General features: G+C 47.5%; 17 protein-coding genes. 12 read left to right on the top strand and 5 right to left on the bottom strand.

Annotated features, from left to right (window positions below; all coding sequences use genetic code 11):
- Both AC5V8P_RS09295 and AC5V8P_RS09300 read right to left on the bottom strand, forming a co-directional pair.
- Window positions 1-399: glycosyltransferase family 2 protein (locus tag AC5V8P_RS09295; protein WP_495473608.1), on the bottom strand; the 399-nt coding region annotated here is incomplete at its 3' end.
- A gap of 17 nt (window positions 400-416) precedes the next feature.
- A complete protein-coding gene (locus tag AC5V8P_RS09300) occupies window positions 417-2,771 on the bottom strand; it encodes an ArnT family glycosyltransferase (RefSeq protein WP_081276721.1) in 2,355 nt (784 codons plus the stop codon).
- Window positions 2,772-3,013: 242 nt separating this feature from the next.
- On the opposite strand from AC5V8P_RS09300, the gene AC5V8P_RS09305 reads away from it, so the two are divergent.
- Together AC5V8P_RS09305 and AC5V8P_RS09310 are read left to right on the top strand one after the other, a co-directional pair.
- Window positions 3,014-3,700: a response regulator transcription factor gene (locus AC5V8P_RS09305; RefSeq protein ID WP_063206977.1), complete on the top strand. Its 687-nt coding sequence runs from the start codon at window positions 3,014-3,016 to the stop codon at window positions 3,698-3,700.
- Window positions 3,697-5,193 carry a sensor histidine kinase gene (locus AC5V8P_RS09310; RefSeq protein WP_064795654.1) on the top strand — a complete coding sequence of 499 codons (1,497 nt, stop codon included), beginning with the start codon at window positions 3,697-3,699 and terminating at the stop codon, window positions 5,191-5,193. Before AC5V8P_RS09305 ends, AC5V8P_RS09310 begins: the two co-directional genes overlap by 4 nt.
- An 84-nt stretch (window positions 5,194-5,277) precedes the next feature.
- On the opposite strand, the gene AC5V8P_RS09315 is transcribed toward AC5V8P_RS09310, so the two are convergent.
- Window positions 5,278-9,570 (bottom strand): S8 family serine peptidase, encoded by a 4,293-nt coding sequence (locus AC5V8P_RS09315; protein WP_064795655.1) that lies wholly within the window; start codon window positions 9,568-9,570, stop codon window positions 5,278-5,280.
- A 360-nt stretch (window positions 9,571-9,930) separates the two neighbouring features.
- Here AC5V8P_RS09315 and AC5V8P_RS09320 point away from each other — a divergent pair, with 360 nt between their 5' ends.
- Window positions 9,931-10,866 carry a manganese-dependent inorganic pyrophosphatase gene (locus tag AC5V8P_RS09320; protein WP_269203118.1) on the top strand — a complete coding sequence of 312 codons (936 nt, stop codon included), beginning with the start codon at window positions 9,931-9,933 and terminating at the stop codon, window positions 10,864-10,866.
- A gap of 167 nt (window positions 10,867-11,033) precedes the next feature.
- Here the strand turns inward: AC5V8P_RS09320 and AC5V8P_RS09325 are convergent, their stop codons facing one another.
- Together AC5V8P_RS09325 and AC5V8P_RS09330 are read right to left on the bottom strand one after the other, a co-directional pair.
- The gene (locus AC5V8P_RS09325) at window positions 11,034-11,585 is read right to left on the bottom strand and encodes a MarR family winged helix-turn-helix transcriptional regulator (RefSeq protein ID WP_064795656.1); all 552 of its coding nucleotides are present in this window, start codon (window positions 11,583-11,585) and stop codon (window positions 11,034-11,036) included.
- 111 nt (window positions 11,586-11,696) lie between these two features.
- Complete coding sequence (locus tag AC5V8P_RS09330; protein WP_155762507.1) at window positions 11,697-12,659, bottom strand: ATP-dependent DNA ligase; 963 nt, start codon at window positions 12,657-12,659, stop codon at window positions 11,697-11,699.
- 201 nt (window positions 12,660-12,860) lie between these two features.
- Between AC5V8P_RS09330 and AC5V8P_RS09335 the strand changes: the two genes are divergently transcribed.
- The 9 genes from AC5V8P_RS09335 (at window position 12,861) to AC5V8P_RS09375 (ending at window position 22,335) form a co-directional block, all read left to right on the top strand.
- Entirely contained in the window at window positions 12,861-13,136 is a 276-nt protein-coding gene (locus tag AC5V8P_RS09335) for a GNAT family N-acetyltransferase (RefSeq protein WP_063206987.1), read from the top strand.
- Between the two features lie 287 nt (window positions 13,137-13,423).
- Window positions 13,424-13,990, top strand: coding sequence for a DUF420 domain-containing protein (locus AC5V8P_RS09340; protein WP_419866070.1), 567 nt, complete (start codon window positions 13,424-13,426; stop codon window positions 13,988-13,990).
- Between the two features lie 183 nt (window positions 13,991-14,173).
- Window positions 14,174-15,448 carry an ABC transporter substrate-binding protein gene (locus AC5V8P_RS09345; RefSeq protein ID WP_064795657.1) on the top strand — a complete coding sequence of 425 codons (1,275 nt, stop codon included), beginning with the start codon at window positions 14,174-14,176 and terminating at the stop codon, window positions 15,446-15,448.
- 64 nt (window positions 15,449-15,512) lie between these two features.
- Window positions 15,513-16,394 carry a carbohydrate ABC transporter permease gene (locus AC5V8P_RS09350; RefSeq protein WP_063206996.1) on the top strand — a complete coding sequence of 294 codons (882 nt, stop codon included), beginning with the start codon at window positions 15,513-15,515 and terminating at the stop codon, window positions 16,392-16,394.
- Window positions 16,394-17,278: a carbohydrate ABC transporter permease gene (locus AC5V8P_RS09355; RefSeq protein ID WP_063206999.1), complete on the top strand. Its 885-nt coding sequence runs from the start codon at window positions 16,394-16,396 to the stop codon at window positions 17,276-17,278. Before AC5V8P_RS09350 ends, AC5V8P_RS09355 begins: the two co-directional genes overlap by 1 nt.
- A gap of 50 nt (window positions 17,279-17,328) precedes the next feature.
- The gene (locus AC5V8P_RS09360) at window positions 17,329-19,155 is read left to right on the top strand and encodes a protein O-GlcNAcase (protein WP_064795658.1); all 1,827 of its coding nucleotides are present in this window, start codon (window positions 17,329-17,331) and stop codon (window positions 19,153-19,155) included.
- A gap of 96 nt (window positions 19,156-19,251) precedes the next feature.
- Entirely contained in the window at window positions 19,252-20,793 is a 1,542-nt protein-coding gene (locus AC5V8P_RS09365) for a DUF4127 family protein (RefSeq protein WP_064795659.1), read from the top strand.
- Window positions 20,794-20,798: 5 nt separating this feature from the next.
- Window positions 20,799-21,518, top strand: coding sequence for an N-acetylmannosamine-6-phosphate 2-epimerase (locus tag AC5V8P_RS09370; protein WP_064795660.1), 720 nt, complete (start codon window positions 20,799-20,801; stop codon window positions 21,516-21,518).
- Window positions 21,496-22,335, top strand: coding sequence for a MurR/RpiR family transcriptional regulator (locus AC5V8P_RS09375; RefSeq protein WP_064795661.1), 840 nt, complete (start codon window positions 21,496-21,498; stop codon window positions 22,333-22,335). The genes AC5V8P_RS09370 and AC5V8P_RS09375 overlap by 23 nt, the downstream gene beginning before the upstream one ends.
- Window positions 22,336-22,529: the final 194 nt, after the last annotated feature.

A 22,529-nucleotide genomic window follows, 5' to 3' on the forward strand; every position in this document is an offset into this window, starting at 1 on the left:
GAAGCGAGTTTCGCCATTGCGTTTGAGTCGTTTGGCGTAGACGACTTCGTAGCCTTCCTTCCACTTGTTAGCCATCTCAACAATCAGTTCCGGCGGGTCCTGGAGGTCGGCGTCAATGACGACGACCGCCTCTCCCACCGCATAATCCATCCCGGCGGTAATGGCTAGCTGATGACCAAAGTTGCGAGAGAAATCAATCAATACAATCGTGTCATCTCGGAGACTGAATTCCTTGATGAGCTGGACGCTGCGGTCCGAACTTCCATCATTGACGAAGATCAGCTCGTAGGGCTCGCCCATTGAGCCCATGACTTGTTTCAGCCTCCGATAGGTTTCTGTAATAACGGCTTCCTCGTTGTACATTGGAATAACTATGGAATAACGGATAGGTTCACTCATTCGTAGTTCCTCCTCATTTATAGTGTGATTTCGTATAAAGTACCGCTTCCGCCACGCTCGTCTCCGCCAAATCCACCTTGACCATCCTGAGCGCCTGCGTTGCTGTTCGTAGCGTCGCTTCCGCTGTCGGTTGCTTTCACTGCTGAACTTGTTTCTGCTGTGGTTGTTGTTTTCCATTCATCTGTAGGGATTACTTTGCCATGTTCTTTGATCCATGCATTGACTTCGGAGTTGCCGCCATCCGGCCCACCGCCGCCACCAGAAATCATAAAGTATTTCACTTGCCCACTTTCGACCAGCGCCTTGATCTTATCGACGGTATAGACCGGATCGGAAGATACAAAGCCGTTCATAATAATTACTTTTTGGCCGGCCTCGATCAAGTAAGGAGCGGCAGTTGAATAATTGCTTGCTGCGAAAAGATAGGTTTCACCTGTGTTATTTTTTTGCAAGTAGCTCAACGTTTTTTGATCCAGACTTTGGCTGCCGTTCGGGCCACCCATTCCTCTGGAGCGGGTAGAAGATCTCTGTTCTGCGTCTGCACTTGTCGGCGTGCTTGAAATATTTTTATCAGAATTGGAATTTCCTACGTTATTAGTCTGGTTATTGGCTTGGATTCCTTCAGCTTGTTGTCCATTGAAGCCTCGATCTCTATTGCCATCATTGCGGTCTGGCATTCCGCCACCACCGCCAAATTGAGTTGGTCCAGCTTGTGGAATCATGCTGTTACCTCCGTAGACGATCGGTGTCAGTGCCCAGTACACAGGGCCGATAAACATAGCGAGTGCACTTGCGATGATAGCATATCTTGTGAACTTCTCAGATTTCATTCGTGATACCACCAAGAGCGCTGTGCCGACGATCCCCAGGATCAATACCGCGATGGACCAGCCGCTGCCGATGGTGTCGTTGTAATTTTGTAGAACGAACCAGCTAAATACCGAGGTTGCCAATACTGCCACAGGTAACATCCAGGAGAGCCAGTTGGAACGCTCACGATACTGCTGCCACAATTCTACGAATCCTGCTCCGAAGAGCGCTGCAATCGGTGGTGCGAGCATAATCAGGTAATAATGATGGAAGAAGCCTGCTACGCTGAAAAATGCAGCTGCGGGAATCAACCAGGCAAGCCAGAAGATAACTTCTTTATGTTTCTGTGTGATATTACGGCGTCGAATGCCAGCAAGCAGACCGATGGATGCTATGATTGCGAACGGAAGCAGCCAGCTGGCTTGGCCTGACAGGGCGGATTGGAACAACCGCAAAGGTCCCTTTTCACCAGTGCCGAACATGCCGCCACCGGAATTTCCGCCCGGGCCACCACCAGGAAAGCCTTGACCACCTTGCCCATCTCCATCTGGAGCGTCTTGTCCGTTCCCACCAAATCCACCCGGTGGCATTTGACCACCTGCACCGGGGCCGCCTGCTGCCATGCTATTGGCACCAGAGCTATCTGTAGTAGTAGGGCTGCTGGATGATGTAGCCGTCTGGGCCTGATCCGTGTTCGTATTGTTGCTATTCGTTGCAGCATTATTGTTCTGCTCTGCGCGTTGACCTCCACGATTGCCACCTGTTCCCTGATCTCCTGTCAGGCGGGACAGACCGTTATAACCAAAGGCCAAATTCAGTACAGAGTTGTTGCCGCTACTTCCCATATAAGGACGTTCATCGGCCGGAGTGGAGTCCACTACGACTGCCCAAGAGAGCGATACAATCAGGAGGACCCCTGCCGATCCTGCCAACGTTATTGCTTTTCGTTTCCAGTTATACTTGGAAGCCAGCAGATAAAAGAGGCCCAACGCAGGAACGATCATATAGGCTTGCAGCATTTTTTCGTTAAAGGCAATGCCGACGACTGCGAAAGCAGCCAGGATCAACCCGGTTTTACTGTTTTTAAGGCCTCTGAACAACAGCCATGTTGCGAGCAATAATGTGAAGACCAACATAGCGTCAATGTTATTCGTGCGGCTAACCGCTACGGCTATCGGTGTCGTTGCCATGGCGAAGGCAGCCAAGCGTGCGGCCAGTGTACCAAAGCTTGGTTTGACGAGTAAGTAAATGAGCAAGACCGATCCGATCTGAGCCAGCGCCTGCGGCAGGATTACGCTCCATCCGTGAAGCCCGAATATATAAGCGCTCAACGTCTGAATCCAGAACACGACAGGCGGTTTGTCTACCGTTACCGATCCTGCAGAATCAAGTGACGCGAAAAAGAAATTGTGAAAGCTTTGCAGCATGCTTGCTACTGCCGTTGTGTAGTAGGTGTTTACGTACTTGTCTTGCCAGATGTTGTATCCGTTCAAAAATGCGGATATCAGCATAATGATGATCAGGGGGATGTCCGCCCTGGTCTTAAACCATTTCTTAATCATGTTCATTCCACTCCCTGTGAAAGTTTCTTTGTATTTATTCCGTTCTTGGCCCGGTGAACTATCGGCTTGCTATTATCATGCCAGACGTACCTTAATGGGTTCTGAGCGCTCCCTGAACGTTAGCTGAAAGCTGAGGCGAGGTGCTTTTTTTACGGCAGGATTCAGGTATATTAGATACAGGTGAACGTGAACCGACTTTTAATCATGAAAAAAATGCACCCATATGAAAGGGAAGATTAATAATGAATCCAATATACGGAGTTAAGATTATGCTGGCGGACGATGAGCCTCATATTTTGCAATTTTTAGAGCTTGGACTGATTAATGAAGGCTATGAAGTCAGAACCGCTGAGAACGGGAGTGATGCGCTCGATCTGGCAAGAGAGTTTCGTCCGCATGTAGCAGTGCTGGATGTGATGATGCCTGAAATGAACGGTTTTGAGGTATGCCAAAGTCTCAAGGAGACGGAGGATAACATCGCAGTCATTATGCTGACAGCCAAGGACGATGTGGACGATCGGGTAAAGGGACTAAAGCTCGGCGCGGATGATTATATCGTAAAGCCCTTTAGCTTTAACGAGCTGCTGGCTCGCATTGAAGCGCGCTTGCGAAATCAGTTCCCCGACCTGCTGGGGGAAGTGGTTCACGGACCCTTTCAGGTGGATGATCGGCGGAAGGAAATTCGCTATCAGAGCCAGGTGCTGGAGCTATCGCCTACCGAATACGAACTATTGAAGTTTTTGGTGTTGAATCACGGAATTGTGCTGAGTAAAAGTCGTATTCTGGACCGAGTCTGGGGGTATGACTTTGGGGGCGAGGATAATATTGTGGAAGTGTACATTCGTTCCTTGCGTGAAAAACTCAAAGATAAGGAGCATCGGGTTATCCGGACGCTGCGCGGCGTTGGGTACCGTGTGGATCTGTTATGAAAGCGGGGAGGAAAAGTCGCAGAAAATATGCGCTCGGTTCTCTCCGGTCTCAGCTTTTGGCCAGAACCTTACTCATTTTGGCTTTGCTGCTCGTATTGATCGGTTTTCTCCAATACTTTTTAATGAAAGATTTTCTGTATCGCAGTCGGGCAGACGCTATGAACACACAGCTGAGTTCAATTCCGGCCGACTTACTGATTAAAGATTCACAGGAAAAGGGTGAGGAAGAGAACGCTGCTCCCGAAGATGGTATCAATCGGAGGATTAATCGACCGGGGCCGTTTCTGTTTTGGCCGGATATGTCGCTTGCTTCTATAGGTATAGACGGCACCTTCCAGAGCTTGTCCAACGAAAATGGACTTGAACCGCCGCGTCTCACTTCTCAGCAGTATCAAACAATGCAGCAGAGCAAGCGCATGCGTCACGGCTATCAATTAATTACAGATGCTCAGGGCAATGAGCAACTGGTCGTGTTTCGCCCGCTCGGTCCACCAGACCGTTCGTCAGGATTACTGCAAATGGGCGTATCCACGAATTCGATGCAAGAGCAGTTGATTAATCAACTCCGCACCTTTATTTTATTGTCTTTGATTGCACTTGCGATTGGTTTGGCGCTTATGCTTCCTGTGCTTCGCCGCACATTGGTGCCCCTCTCCAGAATGGTCGAGGCAGTCAAACGTATTGATGCAGGCAATCTGGACGAGCGCTTTGACGCAGAGCAGGGTCAGTATGAGGTGGATCGTCTGGCGGTTTCATTTAATGGCATGCTGGAGCGTCTGGAGCATTCTTTTGCTGCTGAGCGCGAATTGCAGATGCAAATGCGGCGATTTATTGCAGATGCTTCCCATGAACTGCGCACCCCGCTCACATCCATTCACGGTTTCTTGGAAGTGCTGCTTCGTGGAGCAGCATCCAATCCAAAGCAACTCCAATCTGCACTGGAAAGTATGTATGGTGAATCCAAGCGGATGAATAAGCTTGTCTCTGATTTACTATTGTTGGCGAAGCTGGACCGAACACCGGAGTTGAAGCTGGAGGATATATCGCTAGATGCATTGCTACTGGAAATGAAGCCACAGCTCCTTATGCTGGCAGGCACACGTCAGGTGGTTTTTGATATGACGGCAGGGGTTCAGGTATTGGCAGAAAGCGATAAAATCAAACAGGTCGTGCTTAACCTGTTTCACAATGCTGTTCAGCATACCGATATGGAAAGAGGCATAATCCATGTCAACCTGTCGGCGGGTAAGAAAATGGCCGATATTCAAATTCGTGATAATGGATCCGGTATGGGTAAGGAGCAGTTGGAGCGGATATTTGAGCGTTTTTATCGTGGAGATGAATCGCGTACACGCAGCTCGGGCGGAGCGGGCCTGGGTCTAGCTATTACACAATCCATCGTGGAAGCACACGGTGGGAGTATTACGGCTGAAAGCACACTGGGGACAGGAAGTGTGTTTAAAGTAACGCTGCCTTTAGCAGGGACAGTATAGTATTGCCGGTTATGGTCTAACATAAGAACAGCCCCCCGAACCGCGACTTTGGTGAAATAACGGCTCGAGGGGCTTTTTTAATTGTTAGTTAATGAGTGCAGCTTTTTGTAAAAGTACATGCAGCACCTTGGCAGATGCCTCACGTGTTGTAGGTGCATCTGGCTGGAAGTAGGAAGAGCCTTTAATCGTCGCTCCGTTAATAATTCCCGCCGCACTTACTTTTTCAATACTGTCCTTGGCATAGCCAGCAAAGGATGAAGTATCATGGTACGGTGTGCGTGTAGGACCGTCGGCTGTTGTTTTGATTTGAAGCAGGTCTACTGCTTTACCCAGCACAACAGCAATTTCTTGACGACTGATATTTGCGTGCGGATCAAACTTGCCGTTGTTGCGACCTGTAATCAATCCAGCCTCATAAGCGGCTGCCACATCGCCGGCATACCAGCTATCTGCCGGAATATCACTGAATGGTGCAGCGGTACCTGGTGTCAGGCCAAGTGCCCGTGTGACCAAGGCTGCAAATTCAGCACGCGTCACGTTGTGCTTCGGTGAGAATGTCGTGTCGGTTGTTCCGTTAATCAGCAACTTATGCGCTAGCGATTGAATTTCCGATTGGGCATACGATGATGAAATATCCTCAAAACTTACAGGGCGTGTTGCCGCTGCGTACGTTGAAAAGCCCGGACGACTTACCTTAACGACGGTAGATCCATCAGCTTGCTTGGTGAAGATAGATGGAACGGGATAAACATTTCCATTCGCCGTATAAAGTACACCGGCTGTATTAGGATCAATTTGACCAGGTACGGTAAAGGATCGGGTAATGAATTGTCCTGGCGCAACTTTGAGCGGTTGACTCTTGCCACCCGTGATAACGTTGGCCTCAAACCCTACCGGGGTGCCGATCACATTCGAGTCTTTAAGCTTGCTTGTAAATGTCCCGCTCGCCTCTGCCTGGCTGCTGATCATCACTTCAATGCCTGCACCTTGAGGTGCATTTTTTAGAGCTGATATTGGCAATGCCAGGGAAGAACCTGTATTGCCCACAATCAAGCTGCTTCCTGCTGCGGCTTTGCCCAGCGTTGCCAGCTGTGCCGAAGTGAGTGATGCTTTAGTCGTTTGGCCTGCTTGGCTAGTAGCCGTCAATACAATAGCTGTCGGACTGGAGCCAGCTGCTGTCACGGCAGCCTGTAGGTCTGCATCAGCTACTGTCAGTGACTGTACATTATTGTTTAACGCAACGGCTGTAGGCACAGCTTTTACAGCTTGTCCTTGTTTCACCACGCTTTGCAGTGAAGGTGCAGAAGTAGCGACAGGGGTAGAGGTGTTAGCTACAGTAGAAGGTGTAGTATTGCTTCTGCCGCCACCTCCACCCCCTCCGCCGCCACTACTACCACCAGCTGCGGCACTATTATCCACACGGATGGATTTCGTGGCAGTGAACAGTTTAGGACCAGCGGTATTACGTTCGACTTCTCCCTTTTCATTCAGTTCTGGGGAGCTGACTTCCAGCTTGTACACACCATCTTTTAAGTGTTGAATAACGGGCTGACCGTTCGCATCCAGAATCGGTTTGCCATTGTCATCAAATTCGACGTAGCTTCCGTCAATCCCCTTAAAGGAATATGCGCCTTGTTTGAGGCGAGCATTAGCTCCTTGGTCCTTGGGAGTAGCAATCCCATTAATCAGACCGATCAGCTTATCATCTAATCCGTATACATAGAGCGCGATCTGATTGGTTTTATCTGTGGTCAGACGGAAAGTCAAATCTGTTGTGCGATCCGCACCTGTACGATTTGGATAAATAATCGGGTTCGTGAAACTCAGGTCCTGCAAGCCGAAGCCTGTCGTTGGATTTTCTGTGCCGACATGCACAACGAACGGAAGATGAAGTGTCGGCTGTCCAGCGCTTTTTAGAATAACCTCTCCTTCATATACACCAGTAGCTGCATTCGCACTTGGTTGTACAGACAGGAAGAACGGTTGCGATTTGCCTGGTTCTGCCGAGATAGATCCATTCGCGCCAACCCCCTGCAACTGAACGGCAATGTTGCTCACATCAGGTGTTGCAATAGGCTTGGTCGGGTCAGAGGTAACCTTATCATGTAAAACATAGCTAGCTTCATACTGCACAGGGTTAGCAGACAAGTTTTTGAGTTGAAGCTGAATCTGCTTCGCATCGCTACCAGGTCGTAACACCCCGAAGCTGGCGGAAGGATTGTAATTCACAACTTCCTGACGATTAAAGTTCTTATCAAGAATCGTAATCTTTTCAACGGTTTCTAACAGAGCTGGAGTCTGGATTGCATTCGCAATGTTTACAAGTCCTGCACCTTGGGAATACACATCATATCGGGTTTTATCTTCATCATAGAGTGTAACCGAAGTGTTTGCCAAAGCAGCGCGGATATCAAACGGTGTCCAGTTCGGATGCTCCTGCTTCAGCAGCACAGCCAGTCCAGCCACATGTGGGGATGCCATACTCGTTCCGTTGCTGCGTTTGTAAGCTTGCGCATAAGATGCATCCGGATAGAACTTGGCAAAGGCAGGATACGTTGACAAAATGCCAACACCCGGTGCGCTTACGTCTGGCTTGATGCTCAGCAGTTCATCTCCATTGGGCCCACGGGAGCTAAAATCGGCCATGGTGTTACCTGCATGATCTGTGCGAATATAGTCTGCTCCAAAGGAAACGGAGAACTTTTCTCCAGCGTTGTCTACGATTTGTTTAGCCAGTGCGCGGCCTTCCTTACCTTTCATATCAAAGGTTGGGATAAAGTCAAAGCTGTCACCCAAATTCGAATTAACGTAGTCATCGCGACCTGAAATGCTTTCCCCTAAATCAGCCTTGGTGATGTCACCAGGTTTCGTATTTCCATTGAAAACGATCACGGCTTTCGCGCCATTTTCTTTCGCATTTGTAATTTTATCTACGAATGCCAAGTTGCCCCGTGAAACGAGAACAATCTTGCCTGCTACGTCTTTTCCTTCAAAATCACCAGGTTGTCCCAAATTAGCATATACAAGCTCATAAGGAGCAGTTCCCAAAACGGAGGCAAAGTCTTCTCTGCCTGTCTCCCAGCCCATCAAATTAAAATCGTAATGTGCATAAGCATCAGCAGTTACGGTTTTCTTTAATTCACCGTTAGGCTCCCAATAGGAGTCGCGGGTGACCGAGGCTGTGCCCGAGAAGCTTTTACTCGGGGAAGTGGCTGCCCCAACGGAAATGGCCAGCTGGGATGTGGCCGGAGAACCCATCGAATAAAAATAAGGACCATCTTGTGCAGCGTTACCGTTTGCGATGACCGCGACTACCCCGGAAAGTACCGCATTATTGATGGCAATAGCATCTGGGGAGTTAGGATCTTTTTCAGAATCAGAGCCTAGCGATAGGTTGATGACGTTCATGCCATCTTTGACAGCACGTTCTATACCGTCGATGACCTGTGCAGAGGAACCGGAGGAGCGCCCGGTTTGGGTGTTGCGTCCAAGTACCTTATATACGTATAAGTCCGATTTATAGGCAATTCCTTTTTGCACAATATCCGAGGATTTATTTGCGGCTTTCCCGGCAATTGTACCGGAGACGTGAGTACCATGTGTCGTTCCGCTAAAACCTGTGCCGTACGGATCATTCTCTTTTTCAAGGAACGGTTCCTCGTAAGGATCGTTGTCCTGTTCAAAAGAGTCATAACCGCCTTTGTAGGCTTCTTTCAAATCCGGATGCTCATAATCGATACCGGTATCAATAACCCCAACCTTGATTCCCTCGCCATGCAATCCTTTGGCCCAGGCTTCAGGAACACCAATTTGGTCTAGTGGCGCATTGTCATAAGTGGCTTCATTGGCTGTAAGTGTTGGCGGGTCCTGTACGGGGATAGAATAATATGTTTTGTTTTCGTGAATAGATTTAACGCCTGGTAGTTTAGCCAATTCTGGGATTTTATTGGCTGGCACTGTAACCTCCAGTCCATTAAGCACCGTGTTGTACTGGTAATTCACTTGAAGGGAAATACCGTGCTCAGCGGCTTGGTCTACGAATGTGGTTTGCTCGGTGGCGATCGCAGATTCAGCTTTTTGCTCGGATTGAGCGGTGAACGCCTTGGCGCTTGAACGTGCCGCATATTTGTCCACAGCTAGCGGCTCACCATCAAGCTGTACGATGACTCTGACCTGACGGGAGGAGTCTGTGCTCAGCTCAGGTGAGATAAAGGCTGGAGCCGACTCAATAGTTAATGCTTCTTGAGCTTTTAAAAATGAGTCGATGGACAGATCCGCAGGAGCGGCAAAACTGAAAGACGGCAGAGATAAGCTTACCGTCAGGGCAAGAGCGAGTGATACGACAGGTATTTTTTGCAAAATGATCGGCTTTTTCAAAGATTTCCCTCTTTTCAATCAAAATATGATATCTACATACTAGGATTTGAAGCCACTGCCGTTGTTCTCATGCCTCCCTTTATATCTAAAATAATAGAATTGACCACTGGTGACTAACTTGCCAGTTTTGAGGCATATCTTACCATATTGGTGGGATATATTACTATATGTTTTTTATATTTTTAGAAAAAATAAGAGTAACTTCACATATAGATTCCATGGAAATGTTATGAATTTACTAGATTATTTTTGAAATCATTCGAAGGGGAATGGGAGAATGCGAGATTTAATGATATAATCTGCATTGGAATTGTTGAGGTTTCACAATCACGTAAAATGCTTAAGGCGAAGGAGTCGATTATGTTGGCAAAAACATTGATTTTTGGGCATAAAAATCCGGATACGGATACCATTTGCTCAGCTATTGCTTATGCAGACTTGAAAACCAAACTGGGTGCGGACGTAGAGCCGGTTCGTCTGGGCGAGGTTAACGGAGAAACGCAGTATGCGCTGGATTATTTTAAAGTGAGCGCACCGCGTCTGGTTGAGCAGGTTGCTGCTGAAGCAGACAGCGTTATTCTGGTCGATCATAATGAACGCCAGCAAAGCGCAACGGACATTGACAAGGTACGTGTAACTGAAGTCATCGATCACCACCGGATCGCTAACTTTGAAACAAGTCAGCCACTGTACTTCCGCGCTGAGCCAGTAGGTTGCACAGCTACCATTTTGAACAAGCTCTACAAGGAAAATGGTGTAGCCATTCCCAAAGAAATCGCAGGTCTGATGTTGTCCGCGATTATTTCTGATTCCCTGTTGTTTAAATCCCCGACCTGCACAGATCAGGATGTAGCCGCTGCTCGCGAACTGGCTGAAATTGCTGGTGTGGATGCAGAACGTTACGGTTTTGACCTGCTTAAAGCGGGTGCTGATTTGAGTGGGCACACGATTGATCAGTTAGTAAGCTTGGATGCAAAAGAATTCCAGATGAATGGACGTAAAGTGGAAATTGCACAAGTGAACGCAGTAGACGTAAATGACGTGTTGTCCCGTCAAGCTGATCTGGAAGCTGCTTTGTCCCAAACCATTGCGTCCAAAAATCTCGATTTGTTCTTGTTCGTCGTAACGGACATTGTGAACAGTGATTCCATTGGTATTGCGCTGGGAAGCCAAGCTCAGGCGGTTGAAAAAGCCTATAATGTACAGCTGGATGACAACAAGGCTGTTCTGAAAGGTGTCGTATCGCGCAAATCGCAAATTGTACCTGTATTGACCGAAGCTTTTAACAGTTTGTAATGATAAATAATAAGCCTCTTGAACCCGACTGCATGAAGGCAGGGAAGCAGGAGGCTTATTTTTATTTCCTCATTATGAATCCGCTACCATGAAAATTTACGAATACTGGGAAGCTGTTATCACTCGGCTAGACGATCTGCGGGCAAGTTAGACGAACAGGTGTTGTCTCAGTCTTTGCACCATTTGTCTTTCTCCTCTCTGAGGGGGCTGGGGGTGGTTAGACGCGCACTTTTAACATCTTCAAACGCATCTCGTACGCGTGACAAATAGGTTTGAAACTGGCAGAGTTCCGACTCACTAAAGTCTGACATCAGACGTGAGGCTAGTCCTATAAAAAAAGGGTCCATCTGCTGAATTTTGCTTCTTCCTTTATCATTCAGGGACACAAATACTCCCCGCTTGTCATTGGGATCGTCGTATTTATTAATGAATCCTTCTTGCTCCAGAGAAATGACCATAGAACTGATGGCTGCTCGGCTGACACCCATCTTTTCAGCCAAAGCAGAAGGAGACGACATTTCATCTCTTTGCGCAGAAAGTACACAAAGTGCAATATATTGTCCGTAGGAGAGACCAAACTCACGCGAACGTTTTTCCATACTTTTTCTTATTTCATACGTTATGGAAAATAAATCCACCAAAACACCAATCGGTTTATTGCCACCTGGGAATAGATTATAGGCCAGTTGACGAATTTCGGAGTCCAAAAAAAAGAACATGCGATCCACCTCGATGTAGTTAATTAGTTAACTGTAATTTAATTAACCACTGGTTGCAATGATTTATACAAACTTTGTTCTGCATTTTTTTGAAAAAGTATCTGTAATACGTCATTTCCAGGGTCCGATGCACTGTTCAATCCCTTGATCCACAAGGGCTTGAATGGAGGGCTGACGCAAAGTACGTCCTTCTTGCCATCGCCACTCACTATATTGAATCTTGGCGGTAAACATGGGCTTCACCCAAAATGCGTCTTGATGTCGATCCGGTTTATTGATAAAAGGGCGCTCTGATAGGGTATGAGGCATCAGGCGCTCGGTAAGCTGACGCCAATCTCCACGAGTCAGCTTGCCTGTACCCACATGCCCGATATAGCGCAGCCGTCCTTGTTTATCGTACTGGCCCAGCAATACAGCGTTGATAACACCGCCGTTCAGAGTATAGCCACCGATAACGGCAATGATATCGCCATAATTTTTGACCTTGAGCCATCGTCTGTCCTGTCCGCCCAATGTGTATGGACTATCCAGTTTTTTGCACACAATACCTTCCATTCCCTGACTGCACATAACTTGAAATAGAGCCTGTCCATCAGGATGGGCAGGAACCAGTTGAATCCGTTCGTTCGGTATGATGACCTGATCTAGCAGTTTAAGTCTTTCCTGTAACGGTTTGCGATGAACCCATTCCCCATTTAGATAAACAATGTCGAACAACATGTAAGTAGCGGGTACTGCTTCATAGGCTGCTTGAATTCGATCGGTCCGACGAATCAGATCCCGGCGCATAATTTCATGGAACGACGGCTTACCATCGGCGCCAAGTGCGATCATTTCCCCGTCCAGTATGACTGAATCTGCCCTACAGTAAGAGGAGAAATGAGCAAGCTCTGGGTACAGCAGCGTACGTTCATGCTGTTTGCGATTAAACAGGCGCGTATTGCCCTGGTCGTGATACGTCAAAATTCTCGTACCGTCCCATTTTATTTCATAACGCCAAACACCTGCATCGACAGGTACTTTTTCGCTCAGTTCCGGCTCAAACGGGATGACAGGCTTCATTTCCTTATCCAAAACAGCACCTCACTTTACCTTAAATGGAATAAATATAGTGTCAACGATAGTTCCATTTTTATGTACGTGATGTTTCGCTATTCTCCAAAAAGGGGAATGATAAGGATATCTAACGTGGGCATGAAGTGATTGCAGATTGCTCTGATTCGTTAGCACAGGGGTGTTACGTGATTTTCTTCAGTTAGAAAGGAGATCGGTCTTATGAGACAAATTCGTGAAGAGGACCATGCAGTAGTCATGGTGGATGATGGACAGGTAGTTGCGGAAGTAGGTTATAAATCTGTAGATGACCAATCGTTGGTCATTGACCATACATTTGTATCTGAGGAGTTACGAGGCCAAAACATTGGCAAGGAGCTTATTGACAAAGTGGTTGCTATGGCGAGGGAACAGCATAAAAAAGTGATCCCTGCTTGCTCGTACGCTCTGGCTTTGTTCAAGCGCCATCAGGAATACAGTGACATCTGGCAGCAATGAATATGGCGATCAAGGCAGCGTTTTTGCATAGCCAACAAAACACCGGAGTGGGAAACGAACCCTTCCGGTGTTTTTTGTGTGCATAAAGCTTGTAAAATGGATGCATTCTACCGTTGATATTGGCAAATAAGGCGGTTACCCAACCGATGAAGCATATTTTTTGGAGAATAGCTGTGAAATTGTTCATACTGTTGTCACTTCACAGGCTATCTATGAGTTCTATATAATATATTATGATGATGACCGCAAAAATAACGAAAACCTGAATTTAAACGAAGGAGACGCTCATGATGAATAAAGCGAGTGAGGACAAGCAGTATGTTCCAACGAGCAATCGTAATTTTACAGCCTTGATTATCACGGTTTCCATTATAGCCAATGTGATTATTTTACTGCTGTTCTTTTCGCCGATCGGATACCAAGGGAGTGTCAGTTTTGATCTCACGATTTTCCCAAGGTTGAATGCGATTTTTAACAGCTTCACATTTATTTTCCTGGTGGCTGCATTGGTTGCGATTTTCAAGAAAAACATTAAGGTGCATAAAACCTTTATTCTGCTGGCTTTCGCCACTACCGTTTTATTTTTATTCTCCTACCTGACCTTCCATTACATTTCGCCGGAAACTGCAAAATATGGCGGTGTGGGTATCCTTCGGCCGATTTACTTTACGCTATTGATTTCGCATAGTATACTGGCTGCGATTATCGTACCACTGGCACTGTTCACAGTTGTATGGGGATGGACGATGCAGGTAGCAAAACATCGTAAAATTGCGCGTTGGACGATGCCTATTTGGCTATATGTGAGCTTGACCGGGGTGTTAGTGTACGTTTTCATGGCCCCATATTATTAATAGCTATGAACCCTCTGCGGGTTGAGTTGGAACCGTGGCGTCTCTGTTGAAGAGGCGTCTTTTTTGTATCCAATAAAAGAAAAATTATTCCTTCTAAATTTATTTTATTGAAAAAATGTTCCTTCCATAACGGTATTTCTGTTATAATTTACCTTAATCAACTAAGAACAAGGGGGTCACCATGTGACAAAGAAAGCGAAAGGCAGGTTACGGTTGCTTGTATTTATGCTGGCGCTGGTTGTACTGCTGAGCGGCTGCGGTGGCGGAGGCTCAAAGTCGGAAAAGGTAGACGGCGGGAAAGTAACACTGCAATTTTGGACCATTGCGCTACAACCTACATTTACCCCGTATTTTAATCGGGTCATTGCCGATTATGAGCAGAAGAACCCTAATGTCAAAATTGATTGGAAGGATTACCCATATGACGCAGTGACCAATAAGTTATTGACGAGTATCGCTAGCAACAGCAGCCCGGATGTAGTGAATCTCAATACGGAATTTGCTAGCCAAATGGGCTCTAAGGGTGCTGTTGTTGATATGAATGAACACTTATCGCCTGAGGAAAAGGCTGCTTATTTCGAGGGTATATATAACTCCACAGTTATTAACGGTAAAGCTTATGCGTTACCTTGGTACACTGGCACGGAAGTGCTTTATATGAATACAAAGCTGGTTAAAGCTGCCGGATTGGACCCTGCTCATCCGCCAAAAACGCGGGAGGAGCTGACAGAATGGGGTCGTCAGATCAATAGAAAAATCGGTAAAGCTGGCTATGTACAGCAGCTTGTATCCAAGCTTTTTGCGGTTGACGGTATTCCTATTCTAAATAAAGAAAAGACAGCAGCGGCATTCAACACACCAGAAGCAGTCACCATGATTGATAATCTAAAAAAACAGATGGAAGATGGTGTCGTGCTCAAGGAAGATGCTGACTTCTCACAACAAGTGAAATATTATGCCGGAGAGCAGGTCGCCTTCGAGCTGGCTGGCCCAACGTTCATTAATTTTATCAAAACGGCAGCGCCGGACGTATATAAGAATACGATTGCTGTCCCTGTCCCAACCGGTAAGGCTGACGTGCGGCTCTCCAATTCGATGGACTTGGTCGTGCCTACCAAGTCTGCACATGTAGACGAGGCTGTAAAATTTGCTGTTTTTTTAACCAATGCAGAGAGCCAAACGGCTTTTTCGAAAGAGGCCAATACCCTACCTTCTACGAAGGAATCTATTACAGACCCGTATTTTACTCAGTCTGACCAGTCATTAGAAGCACAAGCCAAGGTAGTATCTGCACAAAGCCTGGATAAGGCGACAGATTATATGGTCGGGGTGCCTAATGCCAAGGATGTAAACAGTGCGATCGCACGAGCCTTGCAAAATATTTTATTGAACGGAAGGGATACGAAGGAGACCCTTACTGCTCTGGAGCAGGAAGTAAACGATATTTTAAAGCAATAGGTACGACAGGGGAGTAATGCAAATACTCCCCTGTTCATTTATCAAAATCAGGTGGTGATGCAGCATGATCAAATGGTTGAGGTCGGAGTCCTTTACGGCCTGGGCCTTTATGACGCCGGGACTGTTATTACTTGCCGTCTTTGTATTTTGGCCTATGATCTACAGCATTCCGCTGGCATTGACGGACTACTCTGTCATATCAGATACCCACTTTGTCGGCTTGGATAATTTTGAAGCGGCGTTTAAGGATCATAACTTTCTAATTTCGATTTGGAATTCATTGTTGTACGTGCTCATTGTCCCCTTTCTTCAATTTTTCTCTATCCTGATGGCCGTGCTGGTGAACAGCCGTATCCCTGGAATCAAAATATTTCGTACGACCTATTACATTCCTGTTGTGACTTCGATGGTGGCTGTAGCCTTAATTTGGAGTTGGCTGTTAGGCAATAACAGCGTAGTGAACTATTTGCTTATACAGGCCGGTTTGATTAGCCAAGACATACACTGGCTAGCGGACAGTAATTTGGCTTTGTATGTACTGATGTTCATCACGATGTGGAAGGGACTCGGCTATTATATGATGCTCTATCTGGCGGGATTACAAAATATTCCCCAGGATTTGTACGAAGCCGCCAGGGTGGACGGGGCAAGCCGGTGGCAACTGATTATTCATATTACGCTTCCGCTGCTGAAGCCTTACGTGCTGTTCTGTACCCTGATATCGCTCATGGCAGCAATCCGCGTATTTGATGAGGTGTATGTGTTAACCAAGGGTGGACCGGGAACAGCCACGTTGACATCCAGCCTGTATATTTTCCAAAAAGGGATGGAGCAGTTTAATTTTGGGTACGCTTCGGCACTTGGCTTAATTGTCGGCGCAATGATTGCGGTACTTAGTATTATCGTGTTCCGATTCAATAGGAAAGGCGGTGTCAATCCCTATTGATGAATCTACAGAATGACAAAATGCTGCGCTCTCCTAACAAGGAAAGTAGACGTTTCATGCGTACTCTTAGTCGAGTACTCAGAATGACCGTAATATATGTGCTTCTAGTGTTACTCGCCATCTTTTTAATGGGGCCATTCTTATGGCTGCTCAGTGTATCCCTCATGCCAGGCCGTAATATTTTTTCAACACCGCCTGCGATTTTTCCGACTTTTATTGATTTCGACAACTATGTTCAGGTGTGGCAGTTCATGGATTTTCCAAAATATATACTGAATACGGTCATCATAACGGCGCTGGGCGTTGTGCTCAATGTGATACTGGCCAGTTTGACGGGATATCCCTTGGCAGTATTTCGTTTTAAGGGTAAAAATGTGGTGTTTACGCTGCTGATTGCTACGATGATTATTCCTTCTTACACGGCATTTATTGTGCATTATCTGACCATTCAAGGGCTTCATCTGGGCAATACATATATGGGTGTGGTGTTGCCTGGGGCAGTCTCTGTGTTCAACATTTTCCTCATGCGGCAGACGTTTATTCATATCCCCACCGATGTGCGCGATTCCGGTAAAATGGACGGCGCTTCGGAATTTCGAATTTGGTGGCAGCTGGTGCTTCCGCTAGTCAAGCCGGCGCTTGCTGTGATTTCTCTGTTGGAGGCCATGTCATTCTGGAACAGCTTCCTGTGGCCTATTGTTATTTTGAACGATACAGAGCTGTACCCGCTGGCAGCTGCACTTACGTATCTCAATGGCCAGTTTGCCTATAATTTTGGCTGGATTGCTGCAGGCACGATGATTTCGGTATTGCCGATCATTATATTGTTCCTGTTCACACAGCGCTATTATATGGAAGGCTTGGCGGGAGCGGTAAAAGGATAATTCGGAAGTCTCGGCTACGGAGAGCCCGTAAATGGAAGGAGACGATTGCGATGGAACTGTCCAAAGAAATGAGGCCTAATTTAGGTGGAGGACTAACAGCGCAGGAGGTTCAATATTATTTTCGTGATGCGTATGACAGTGGGGAGAAATTGGTTATCAATGAACCAAACCTGATCTGTGAACTTTCCTCTCGCTTCGCAATGAATCAGGAGTATGAAGGTGTGCTGGACCCCGAGGGACCGATTAGACTCATTGCACCTCCGGGGCCCGGTGTTCCGACGGAAACAAGAGGAAGCGTGCAGTTGGTGCTCGAATATGACGGGACGCTTACAGCGGATGGATATCGTTTGGACATTCAGAAGGAAGGGAAAATTGAAATCCATGCATCCAATAAAAGAGGCCTTAAATACGGCATGGATGCCCTACATCTCCTGCTTCAAGTAGAACAGGAACGATGCACGCTGCCGATGATATCTATTCGGGATGAGCCTTCCTTTCCGGTCAGAGGAATCATTGAAGGCTTCTACGGAAAGCCATGGAGTTTCGCGGATCGGCTGGATGCCGTCCGTTTTATGGCGGCGCATCGGATGAATACGTTTATGTATGCCCCCAAGGATGATCCATATCATCGTGAGCTATGGAGGGAACCGTACCCTGAGGAGATGTTTGCGCAAATCTGCGAATTAAAGGAGGCCTGTGAACGGCACGAGGTTGATTTTCATTATTGTATCAGTCCAGGGAATGATCTGAACTTTGGCAGCGATGAAGATTTTCTCAAATTGACGGAGAAGCTGGCAGCCATGATAACGATAGGCGTGCGTCACTTTTCTGTATTAATGGATGATATTGATTACGTACTCAAAGGGGAAAATCGACATTTGCTGGGCCGCTCGGGCCACGCTCATGTCTTTTTGACGAATAAGGTCCATACATGGTTGGCTGAACGGCTGCCTGAATTTACGCTGACGGTCTGTCCTTCAGAGTATTGGTCCTATTGGGATACCGAATACAAAAAGGATTTCCGGGAGCGATTGCATCCGGAGATTAAGGTGTTCTGGACGGGGTACTTCGTGTTTGCTCCACAGATTAGTCGCCAGCATGCTGCCGATAATCATGCGTTCTATGGGCATGAGCTGTGGCTGTGGGATAACATCCCGGTGAATGATTGTGACCATGATCGGCTATTCCTCGATCCACTGCGCGGGCGGTATCCCGGTCTTCCAGATTGCGGACATACAGGTATGGTAGCTAACCCGATGAACCAGTGGGAGTGCTCCAAGGTGACGCTCATTACAATGTCCCACTATATGTGGAACAGTGAGCGGTATATGTCAGAGCTGTCGTGGGAATGGGCTGTGCGGGAGCTAGCGGGAGAGCATCCCGATGAACTGATGTTTTTCTGTCGCCAAAACAAGAACAGCAGATTGGGCAGCTGCACGTATGAGGACGTAGACCTAGCCTTGCAAATGCGTGATATCCCTGGGCTGGATATCTACTTTGATCGGCTGCTACATGCCGTGAGCATCCTACAGAACATATCTGCCGGTGATCCGGCGGCAGGGTTCGTAGCACAGGCGAGACCTTGGCTGGAACGTGCCAAGTTGGACGTGAACCTGTGGCACGTGCTGCGCCAAGCTGCGCTCGGCAGCGAGCGCCAGAACGATGGGCAGCCGCAAGGAAGCCGCATGCAGAGCGATGCAGTTGGCGGCGAAGAGTCGCAGTCTTTGACGAGCGCGATCGTTGACGAACTGCGACGCAGTATTACGGCTTGCCTAGAAGCGGAGGCTCGGCTGGGGAGCGATCCGGCGATCCGCGCTGCCGCGCAGTGGGGCTATGTCAATCAGGATGAAAAGGGAAAATATCGACTGATTTTGTGAGTATTTGCATGGAACAGAGAACCAAGGCAGCATAGCTGCCCTGAAAATAACCATTTGCCGTTAGGATAACGGTAATTTTCAGGAGAGGTGGAGCGTGTGGTGAAGCCAAACACCCGATTACTTTTTGTACCGCTGGATGAGCGACCCTGTAATTATCAATTTCCTTATTTATTGGCACAGGGTACAGATCTTGAAATGGAGCGCCCTCCTTTAGAATGGATGGGACAAAAGAAAACCCCTGGTGATACGACAAGACTATGGGCATGGCTTGAAGAACGTGCGGCGACTGCTGATGGAGCCATTATTGCGCTGGATACGCTGCTGTACGGGGGAATCGTACCCTCCCGGCTACACGGAATGTCGAGTGAGCAGGTCAGAGACAGGGCTAATCGTCTTCGCAGGTTGAAGCAGTTGTACCCGCAACTGACTTTGTATGCATTTCAATTGATTATGCGTTGTCCGCAATACTCTTTGGCTGATGAGGAACCAGACTACTATGCTGATTGGGGTCGTGAGATATTCAGAAAGGGTTTCATCGAGCATCGTCAGGAGCTAGCGATCGCTACCGCAGAAGAGTTGCTGGAATTAGCAGACATTAACGGGCGTTTGCCTATAGAGATTTTGGAAGATTATCTGGGACGTCGCCGTGTGAATTTGGAAGCCAATCAACTCGTACTGGAACTGGTAGCAGAAGGTGTGATTGATTTTATGATCATCCCACAGGATGATTCGGCTCCCTACGGCTATACCGCCAAGGATCAGCAGCAGCTAAGGGGGCGTATTTCCGAGCTTGGGCTCGATCTAAAAGTATACATGTATCCAGGGGCAGACGAAGTGGGTTGTACGTTGCTAGCTCGTTGGGTGAATCGGATGAATCATGTCGTTCCACTGGTGTATCCTCGATTGTCTGCTTTGCAGGGAGCTTTTGTAGTCCCGCTTTTTGAAGATCGTTATTTTTACGAGACATTAAAGTATCAGATTATAGCAGCAGGTGGGCTGATTGCTTCCTCAGCAGCGGAGGCTGATTTGATTTTGCTAGCTAACACGCCTGGCGACACGATGGCAGAGGCCTCCTCCCAGCAGCATGCGATGACCGGATATGATGTACAACGAAATCTAGTAGAACTAGTAGAGTACGGAGCTTATATGCAGCATTATGCCAATAAAAATGTCGCTATTGCTGATGTAGCCTATGCCAATGGAGCCGATCTCAAGCTGCTTAGATTATTGAAGCAAAAAGGACTGCTATTTAAGCTGGCAGGCTATGCAGGCTGGAATACCAGTTCTAATACGCTCGGTACTGTCATTGCTCAGTCCATGCTATATGTTCGCTATGGTCCTACGAAGGAACACCTGGATTTTCTGGGGCTGCGCTATGCTGAGGATGCTTGTTATTGCGCTGTGGTACGTACAGCTATGAATAACGGGATCGTGGAGCAGATGGGTTTTAACAAGTTTATGCTTGATGGACCGAGAGGCTCGGTAGCGGCAGTTATTCGTAGACGCCTGGAGCAGGCGCTCGATGAATATGTGAATGGACCGGAGGGGCGCGTGGAAATTACGGATTGCTACTTGCCGTGGAACCGTACCTTTGAAGTTGGATTGGCCGTTCGGCATTATGCTGAGAAGAGGGAGTGATTCCGATGGAGATGGAAGATATATTATCCAAGGTTCGACATGGACTGATCGTTTCCTGTCAGGCGCTACCAGGCGAACCGTTGCATGGAGCAGATTCTATGGTCAAAATGGCGCGTGCTGCACAGCAGGGTGGAGCTGTAGCGATTCGTGCCAATGGTGCATCGGATGTGCGTGCGATTAAACAGGCAATCCCTCTACCGGTCATTGGTTTGATTAAGCGGGATTATGATGATTCTGATATATACATTACGCCTACCCTTCTTGAAATGGAGGAACTGGTGGAAGCGGGCGCGGATATCATTGCGCTGGATGCCACATTGAGACCGCGCCCAGCGGGGTGCAAGCTGAAGCACCTCATAGATTACGCCCATGAGCACGGAGTCGCTTCCATGGCGGATATATCGACACTGGAGGAGGCGCTTCATGCGGCTTCCCTTGGTGTAGGCTGCGTATCCACAACGTTATCTGGTTATACGCCATACTCTACTCAGATAGAGGGTCCGGATCTGGAATTGGTTCGGAGAGCATCGGAACTGGTTCCCGTTCCTGTCATTGCAGAGGGCAGAATCCATGATCCAGCTCACGTAGAGGAAGCATTTCGGCTGGGTGCACACGCAGTTGTTGTAGGCTCGGCGATTACTAGACCCCAATTGATTACGCAGCGGTTTGCCGATGCCGCAAGGAAGGCAGTGAAATGCATCTATGGAGATGAACGACCGAATTAACACATATTATCCTTCATTAACGAAATCGGAGCAGAAAGTCGCGTTGTGCGTACTGAAGTGCCCCGCAGACATCATATATTTCTCCGTGACGGAGCTGGCTGACTTTGCAGGTACAGGCGAAACGACGGTTATGCGTTTTTGTCGAAAAATTGGTTTTAAAGGGTATCAGGATTTCCGACTGTCGTTAGCACAAAACCAGACTTGTCGCAAAAGCGATATGAGCGAGGAGGGCATCGCCCCAGATCACGAACATGATATTACCCGTACGGTGTATCATAATATGCTTGATATTTTGCACTCCAGCATGGGACTCCTTGATCGTTCGGAGCTTAGTCGTGCGATATCATGTCTCGATCAAGCGGGTTATGTTCAATTTTTCGGTGTAGGTGCATCGGGAATTTCCGCACAGGATGCTAAAAACCGCTTCTTGCGGATTGGGCGGCGCGCCGAGGCTGTGGCAGACGGACATATTCAGTCGATGATGGCGGTATCCATGAGCGCTGGTGATGTTGCTATTGGCATCAGTGTATCAGGAAGTACGCTGGATACGAACGATATGCTGTACAAGGCCAAGCAGAACGGTGCAACAGTTATCGCAATTACGAATTATGCAAAATCACCTATTACCTCCATTGCAGATATTGTTTTACTAACCGCAGGAAAGGAAGCTCCGATAGAAGGCGGTTCAATTGGCGCCAAAATCTCACAGCTATTCGTGATTGACCTCATCTGCGAAGGACTTGCTCGCAAGCACACGAGCCGCACCGAAGAGATGAAGGAAAAAACAGCGAGGGCGGTTATTGAACGGAGTTATTGAAATTCTGCGATTGTAGATTGGAATATGATACGCTCCGGCAGTTCATCATGTTTTTCTATTTATAGAAGGTTTGTGCTAAGAGCTCATAAGCTTTTATATGGAGAACAAGGAGGATGTGGTGGTGGCAGTTGCATTGAGTAAAGTCATTGGGATCGATATTGGAGGCACTTCTATTAAGGCCGCTATAGTGGCAC

Source organism: Paenibacillus sp. N119s, from assembly GCF_059447605.1.